8 protein-coding genes are annotated in these 8,047 nt (G+C 32.4%); 4 read left to right on the top strand and 4 right to left on the bottom strand.

Annotation, left to right across the window (positions count from 1 at the left end; translation table 11 throughout):
* Positions 1-426: 426 nt before the first annotated feature.
* Positions 427-822, bottom strand: coding sequence for a hypothetical protein (locus B7723_RS00125; protein WP_084943928.1), 396 nt, complete (start codon positions 820-822; stop codon positions 427-429).
* 876 nt (positions 823-1,698) lie between these two features.
* On the opposite strand from B7723_RS00125, the gene B7723_RS00120 reads away from it, so the two are divergent.
* The 3 genes from B7723_RS00120 to B7723_RS00110 all read left to right on the top strand — a co-directional run bounded on the left by B7723_RS00120 (position 1,699) and on the right by B7723_RS00110 (position 4,867).
* Positions 1,699-2,511, top strand: a complete 813-nt coding sequence (locus tag B7723_RS00120; protein WP_000254442.1) for a replication initiation protein — start codon at positions 1,699-1,701, stop codon at positions 2,509-2,511.
* 530 nt (positions 2,512-3,041) lie between these two features.
* Positions 3,042-3,554, top strand: coding sequence for a hypothetical protein (locus B7723_RS00115; protein ID WP_241502084.1), 513 nt, complete (start codon positions 3,042-3,044; stop codon positions 3,552-3,554).
* 41 nt (positions 3,555-3,595) lie between these two features.
* Positions 3,596-4,867, top strand: a complete 1,272-nt coding sequence (locus B7723_RS00110; protein ID WP_084943927.1) for a hypothetical protein — start codon at positions 3,596-3,598, stop codon at positions 4,865-4,867.
* A 130-nt stretch (positions 4,868-4,997) separates the two neighbouring features.
* Here the strand turns inward: B7723_RS00110 and B7723_RS00105 are convergent, their stop codons facing one another.
* Positions 4,998-5,966, bottom strand: a complete 969-nt coding sequence (locus B7723_RS00105; protein WP_084943926.1) for a tyrosine-type recombinase/integrase — start codon at positions 5,964-5,966, stop codon at positions 4,998-5,000.
* Between the two features lie 145 nt (positions 5,967-6,111).
* The gene (locus tag B7723_RS00100; protein ID WP_084943925.1) at positions 6,112-6,555 is read right to left on the bottom strand and encodes a hypothetical protein; all 444 of its coding nucleotides are present in this window, start codon (positions 6,553-6,555) and stop codon (positions 6,112-6,114) included.
* A gap of 321 nt (positions 6,556-6,876) precedes the next feature.
* On the opposite strand from B7723_RS00100, the gene B7723_RS00095 reads away from it, so the two are divergent.
* Entirely contained in the window at positions 6,877-7,437 is a 561-nt protein-coding gene (locus B7723_RS00095) for a type III toxin-antitoxin system ToxN/AbiQ family toxin (protein WP_084943924.1), read from the top strand.
* Between the two features lie 300 nt (positions 7,438-7,737).
* Here B7723_RS00095 and B7723_RS00090 read toward each other — a convergent pair whose 3' ends face one another.
* Entirely contained in the window at positions 7,738-7,929 is a 192-nt protein-coding gene (locus B7723_RS00090; RefSeq protein ID WP_084943923.1) for a hypothetical protein, read from the bottom strand.
* Positions 7,930-8,047 lie beyond the last annotated feature (118 nt).

Below are 8,047 nucleotides of genomic sequence, written 5' to 3'. Positions count from 1 at the left end.
AAGGTTATCTAATTGTTCTTTGAGGCTTTGTTTTTGATTTTCAAAGCTTGCCCGTTCTTCTTCAATTTCTTTTTTTACTTTAGCAAGCTCAGCTTCACCCTCCGGTGTTCCGAAAATGCCTAGACTTTTTTTAGTGATTTATTAAGAATTATAACCAAACATCCAAAAAAATAATGTGATATATGCAATCAAGCCTAATATTATTAGATAACCAACTAATGAAGTTATCGCTAATGGTTTGCTCAAATTAAGTTTTGACCTATTCTTAATTAAAGCAAACCCTAATGCGAGATAAAGGAAGAAAAAAATAATAATGTAAAATCGGATCATCATGTGTAAACTCCTTTAGTAAAGGGTGCGTTTCCAAAAATGTAGTTAGTCCAGAAATGAATTCTCACATCCAAAACTTCTACTAGTTATAGATCATTATTTATTCTTCTTACTAGAAAACAATCGTTTCCACCAGCTTTGTTTTGTTTCTAAAAGTAGAGTTTCATTTTTTATCGTAAGTGCTCCAATAAGCTGGAGTTGGTTGCTGTTAGTTTCCAAAATATCTGCAATTTGTTCATCTTTTTCATCAATCTGAGAGATTAGAAAACGTCGTTCATTATCAAAATCCTCACGAAGCTGCTTAATTTGTTCCTGCAATACAGTTTCTACACGATTGTTAGCATCATCTGCACTGCTAGATTCTGTGTAGCTATCTTCTACAATGCATCTATTAAGTATGTATTGCGTGATAGTCTTGTTTTCATTTTTAGCTAATTCTACAAGCTTTTCTTTCTGTTCCTTAGATACTCTGATACTTATTTGAACACTCATTTTTTCTCCTCCACTAAAATCAGCATCTATACAATAATAACGCTTTGTATAGATATATTGTAGCACATTCTACACAATTCTACACACATGATATGTATGAAAATCATGAAATCTTTGAGAGCATCTTTTTATACAAGGTATAGATTTCAACACTTTCTCTGATAGTTCCTGCTGCTTGTTCTAATTTTCTTCTGTCGTTATAATGCAGGCTCCTTTTTTATCTGATTTTGTTGCTTGCTGCCATCAGGGAGTGTTAAATAAAAACCAAACACTTATTTAACCTCATATAAGGACGTATTTGCCTCTTAGAGAGTCCGAGGTGGAAATATCCGATTTTTATCAAGAAAGCCCCTTAACGGCCAAAATATGGCCCCTGATGGTAACTTAAATATTGTTCAGTACTAAAACCGTAAAAAATCCCTTTTTAGTCATGATACGATCATAGTTGTAGAGGGCCTTTCTGCAAGTTTATCTAAAAAGGAGGGGATACAGATGGAGATAATTTTAAATATCTTACTTGCTATTGAAGTGGAGATTTTGGTCCATTATATTTTAAAGTGGTTAGATAGAAAATAGTGAACTGAGTGAAAGATTTTTTTATTTTTTTAAAATAAAATATAGATTTTTTTCTTAAGAAGATACTTTCTAACCTACTTTATATTACTTTATATTACTTTGTCGACCTTAGAAACTCAGTAATACCAAGGGGTTGCAGATAAATAATTGACTATTTTGTACCCCATTAATGACTATTTTGTACCCCATTAATGACTATTTTGTACCCCATTAATGACTATTTTGTACCCCATTATTGACTATAAAATTAAAAATTGGTAGAATGTAGCATAATAGGAAACATAGTAAAAGGTAAACAAGATGGTATCAAATAGAAAATCCAGTAAAATCTATGAAGAACTAGCTTCTCGTCAAAATTATTTAGTTGTCCAGGCGAATGACTTGGCCAAAGCTTTTGGTAATTTAAAAGCTTTTGAACACAAGGTTTTAGACTACTGTTTTTCATCTGTAACGAAAGATAGTAGAGTTGGTGATGTCTTTACGGTTCATAGCCTTGACATTATGAAACACTTTGGATTAACTAAAAACGGTCAGAATTATAGACGGATTGCAGAAGCTTTTTCGAGACTTAACGAGAATACTGCCCTATATATCCCTGAAACATTGCCTGATGGTAGACGTTCAATAATCATGACTCAACTTTTCAGCAGAATAAGATTTATTGAGGATGGCCTTGTAGAGTTTAAATTCTCTGAAGATGCTGGACCATTAGTTTTTGAGTTAAAAAGAAACTACTACTCTTTCCATTTGGATGAATTAGGAAATGTGAAATCAAAGTATTCTTTGATCTTGATGAAACTTTGGGAAGCATATCGCTTAGGAAATCGAGAATATACAACCATTAAGGGAAGTTTAGAGGAATGGCAAGATTGGTTCTTGGGTGAAGAGAAGTCATGGCCTGCAGGTTTGTTTAAGAGGAACGCTCTAATGGTGGCATGCGAAGAATTAGAAATGAAATTCAACGCTGATATAGATTTAACAACTGTAAAAAAAGGACGAAAAGTTATCGGGTATGAGATGGTAATTAGGGATAGACGGATGCCAACAACTGCAGAGGTAATCATAGAGGCAGAGAAAGCATCACATCAGACAGATATCTATGATTTTTTGTAATTTGAACTTATATTAAGAGTTGGGGCTTGCGTATGCAGCCTTTTTTCTTTGAGAAAGATAGAGATTAAAAAAGAGTTTACTAACCCATTGGTGCTACTAGCTTTATAGCAATATTGCACTGAGGTGGTTAATTTTTTTCTAGATTGAGAAACATCTTAGGTAAAAAATGTTGTTGTAATTCCTTGATATTGCTTGATTTATAACGAAATAGGAATGAGGTGGTTAATCGTTTTTTAGGTCGAGAAACATAGTGGTTCAAAAGAAGAACCGAAAACCCACGTCCCTGTAGTGTAGAGTCGATTTTAAAACAACGTGACTTTATAGGGGTATTACCTCTACTTTCACTATGTTTTAGAATATGACTAAAATTTGAACTATAAATTGAACGTGCTGTAGCTGCTAAAAATGAGTTTATTTTTGAGAAGAAACCGTTTTCGGCTATCATAGTCTGATTTGGGCTATGATAGCTTTGAATGCGAAATGAGGCGTGATAAAATATATATAAGAAACAAAAAAGGGGCATACAATCAATGAAAAAATTAAAAAAAGAGTACATAGCAGTTATACATCATAATAGTGATTTGCCAGATCATTTCTACTTAGGCACTTTATCTAAGAATGAAGTAAAAATTGTTTTTGGAATATTAGAGATAATACATAATAGATACTCACAAGAGAGCGTAACTATCTCATATTCAGATATTGCAGCTATATCAGAATATGCAACTGAACTTTACGAGAATAATACTAATAATCAGTTTGAATGTTTTATAGAGAGTATTCAAACCAAACTCAGAGTAGTCTCATATAAACAGTTTTTAGGGCCCGATGGGAAAAGGGATCGTGCCTTTTATGATTATCCCATTTTCCCGCAATTTGAAGTGAATAACATCGATCAAGAATTAACACTTTATATATCAGAAACAGTCTATCAACTTGAAATAAAAAAGGACAAAAATGGGAATATTATCGAGGAGGAAAGAAGAATTGCTGATTTATTTAGCAAAGAAGACTGGTCTGAAATACAGGTATATGAAAAGTGAAAGAAGGATACTTGATAAAAATAGAGAAGAGAAAATGATTTATGAACGCTAAAAGAAAACAAAGAAAAAGCAAAGAAAAAATAGAGCAGATCCCAAAAGATGTAGTGGCTTATTACTTGCCAAGTCCAAATGGTGCAAAGAAGATATATTTTACAAGAGACACAATCTTACTCATGTATCATTTAATTCGCTTAAGGTATTTTTCAAGAGAAATGATACTGGATCAGTATTATATCCTTACGGGTAAAGAATTAAACAACAGAACACTGTATTCCTTCATAGGAAATAGCAGAATGCCCCTCAGTCACTTTGAAGACAATTATAGAATAGGTAAGACTAAGTTTCTATATGTTCCTAAGTATTTTGCTGACTGGTTGTTAGATATCATTCATGAAATACCAGGTCTTACTGAACTGACAAAGGTAACAGAGTTTAAAGGTTCGCATTATAGCCTCAAGACAAACAAAATGATTGGTGGTAAAGATGGTATCAGAAAAATACATCTACATGATTATCATACAAGAAGGTTGGCTCTGAAAATCGGAAGACGAATCGTTGAACAGTGCACAGATTTATCACCCAGAGAATTGAACATCACTTACTTTTTTCCGTTTAACCGAAAACTTATTTCACTTGTCCCAGATGCAGTGATCTTTGTTCGAGGCCAGAGGTATTTGATTGAGTATGACAGGAATACAGAGCCTCACTTCAAGCTGCTTGGGAAGATAATGGGATACTTTCAAATGAAATATTATCGAGGAGATACAATTTTCTTTGTCTTTGATAATATTTCAGAGCCAAAAGATAATCTTCTGCATGTACGCATTGTAAATTTTATTGACAATTTATATACCGTACCTTTTGGAGATAGTGGCTTTTCTTACTACGAGAAAACACAAGAGAATAACGTAACCTTGTTTGCATTACCAGAGGTCAATGCACTGTCTCAAATCACAGAGGCCATCATGCACGATATAGTGATTGATGAACGTCAAGAAAACGAAAGATTATTAGAGAAGTGTATAACAGAACGTATCATCCCTTACGATATTGTTTTGGTTGAGTTAGTAAAAGATAATGACAGTCCATTCTCTTTATTCTTGACCTACATAGATGATTTTTACGACGAGGTAAAAATGCCTCTTGTGAGACTGAGTTATGGTGACGTTAGCAACCATGACTATTTTGAAAAACTCTACGAAAGATACAAGGACGAATACGAAAGAGTTGGCTTAGTATTCTCTTCAGAGATTACAAAACAATACTACCAGATACCTCACAATGATTTTTTCATATCGCTCTATATCCGATAATAAAAGTAAAAAAGAGAGTACTATTTAAGTCTCTCTTTTTTATTTATTGAAAAATTGAATTAAAAATAACAAGATGGGGGTAGAGAATCTTGTAATACATGAGAAAAAAGTGCGCGAGTTTGGCCCCATATTACTTTTCTCTTTGAATTAGATCAAAAAAATCCTTGTTTTTCTCAAGTAGAATGCACGAATGAGTCTGTTTTAAAATGGCTGCGGATAAAGCTTTTCCAAAAACACTCTCTATCCAACTTATTATTCCTGATATTTTTGGAGCAGTTAGTGGTCTTCTTTTGAAGTCGAGAAATAGAGAATCACTAGTATTAGTAGTTACCGATTTCTCTCTTTCTTTAATGTACGGTGAGATATAGTGGATAAATTCACTTAAAATCGGTTTCTTAATTCGTTCACCTTTAGAAGATGTAACTATTAGCGTCTGTTTGTGTAAGTCAATATCTCTATAAGTAGTTTGCGCTAATTGTTCAAGATCAACTCCAGTTCCCGCAATTAGAGCGATGATTGCTAAATCTCTGTCTTTATTTTTCAGCAATTTAGATGAGCCTGCTTCTTCATCAAGGAAGAAGTCATAGGGACTCGTAGGTTTCTCATTCTTATCAATTTCATCAAAAAAGTATAGCATATGTGGCAAATCATAATGAACTACTCGTACTGTGTTCCCTGCTCCTCTTTTTGATGTAAAAAGAGAAAGTATGCCATACTCGTTGATCCATTCGTTCATAACATTGCGGTAGAAGTGTGGGGCTTTTCTATCACCTGAGAAGGATACAACAGTGTAGTAGTTCCAGAATGAATTTAAGACACTAATAAATCGTTTTTTACCGTCTGGTTTTAGCTCTAAAGAGTTGACATAATCTGCAACAACTTCTAGAGGTGTTTGCTCTAAATCATCCATGGTTAATTCATTGGTAGACTTTTTAAGATGGTTACCTGCGTAGAAATCGAGGAATTTTTTCAAGCTATTTAACTTACGGTAGTTGTATAAGTCTTTTGTATTTGTAGTAAAAAAATAATCTACATATAATCGAACGGCAGGAGACCAAAACCCCTCTAATTCGTCATATTTTTTCTCTAATTTTGTCATGATTTCACCTTGTAATTGTATCTATTACTAGAGTAACAGAAAATCATGGACAAATCAAAGTATGATAGGGTCAATTAATGATGCTCTATTTTCGGTATTATTCAAAAAAGTCAAAAGAGGTGTTGAACACCTCTTTTGAAAAATATTACTCATATATATAAAACATTTGCATCCTTTTACCCTTGGACAGATATTGATTTAGAGTTTTATATTTAGATGTCATTTGAGCACTTAATAAGTGTATGTTCTCTAAATCTTTTTCTGAGATGCTTGTTATGCTACTTAATTTAAACCAATGTTTACATGGGGCTGAAATAAACGGTCGGGGGGATAATTTTGCACTATCATCTGGAACGCCTTTATTTTCAAAAAAATAATATTTTTTTATCTTTGCTTTGTAGATAAAATTCTGTTCTCGGTTAAATAACAGCAAAAAATCTAGTTGACTTGCTTTCGTATGTGTTAGTTGACTATTAGTAGAAAAATAAACTTCCCCTCTAGTTTTAATTTTTTCTATGTGCAACTCGACAACTTTAGAAGGATTAAATAGTCCGATATTAACTATAGGGAACGCAGCTCCGAGTTTCATGTTATCAACCTCCTTATTTAAAACTTAGCAAAACTTAGCTTAATCTATTTTATCTTATTTTAGGTTAGTTGTAAAATATATAGCATAAACCATGATATACCTTGACTATAAAGCACTTTTTAACTACAATTAAATAAAGAGGTGATACCATACCTATCTAAAGTTGGCAAAAAAATAAGGTGATACCATACCTATCTAAAGTTGGCAAAAAATAAGGTGATACCATACCTACCTAAAGTTGGCAAAAGAATAAGGTGATACCATACCTACCTAAAGTTGGTGTAATCCCTTTTATAGGGATTTTTTTATAGGTGTTTTTATATGAGTCAAATTACTTTTCATTACATTTCCGATAAATATATCAATTATTTAAGAACCGTCGATCCAAGAGTTAGAGATAATAAAGTTGAAAATAGACCTTACGCAGCTTTAGGTATAACAATAAATGACCTTGAGTATTATATTCCATTGTCTTCTCCTAAATTTGAATATAATGATGAAGGAGAGCCTATAAATCTTAAAAAACCACAGATTTATAGAAAGTTGTATCATATTATGGATCGTGAAACTGAAGACAATCAGATAGAATATTTAGGAACTTTACTCTTTAATAATATGATTCCAGCTCCTTTGAATGAAGTTGATTTTATAGATATTTCAGAACTTTTTAAAACAAATCCTAAATATGCAGTCCTATTAACTAAACAAATTGATGCTATAAAAAATGATATAGACAATATACAAAATAAAGCTGAATCTGTATATGAGGCAAGTAAGGCGATAAAACGCCTTAAACGATTAAATCATGTTCAGATGCTTATAAAGAATCAATGTTGCGATTTTCAAATTCTCGAGCAAGCAAAATTAAATTTTGAAAAATAAAATTAGTTTCTTTGAGGGATAATATCCATAAACTTTCCGAAAAATTGGTCTTTTTCGGAAAGTTGCTTTCTTTTAGGAAAGCATCTAAAAAACGCCCAAATCTCTTGCGCCTCTAGGGGTTTCTACTGATGTGTTGTATGCAAAAAAGTCTGAAAAGCTCTCAGGATCGTTGTCTTAGCACCAAAAATACGTGAAATTTGCATAATTAAAATAAATTTCAGGGGGAGTTATACAAAAAAAACGACGATTTAAATCGTCGTTTTACTGATATAAATATGTAATCTTTTTTTGAAAATACGTCTATTTATTTTTTATTGTAAAGTAGACATAACCGAATGAACATAGGTTGTAGAAAGCAAATGAAAAAACTGCAAGGATGATAGCTCCTGTATCTAAATAACCTCTTTCAAGACCGTTTTTCAACAACAACAAGCCTGTAGTTTCGACAACGATCAAAAATAAAAATATATAAAAAATTTTCGCCCAAAACATAGTGTTACCCCTTTCTATTTATAAAGGTTATCTAATTGTTCTTTGAGGCTTTGTTTTTGATTTTCAAAGCTTGCCCGTTCTTCTTCAATTTCTTTTTTTACTTTAGCAAGCTCAGCTT

This window comes from Streptococcus oralis subsp. oralis, from assembly GCF_002096435.1.
GTDB lineage: Bacteria > Bacillota > Bacilli > Lactobacillales > Streptococcaceae > Streptococcus > Streptococcus oralis_AA.
Note: the sequence above shows the minus strand (reverse complement) of the source record. Positions and strands in the feature narration are given on the sequence as shown.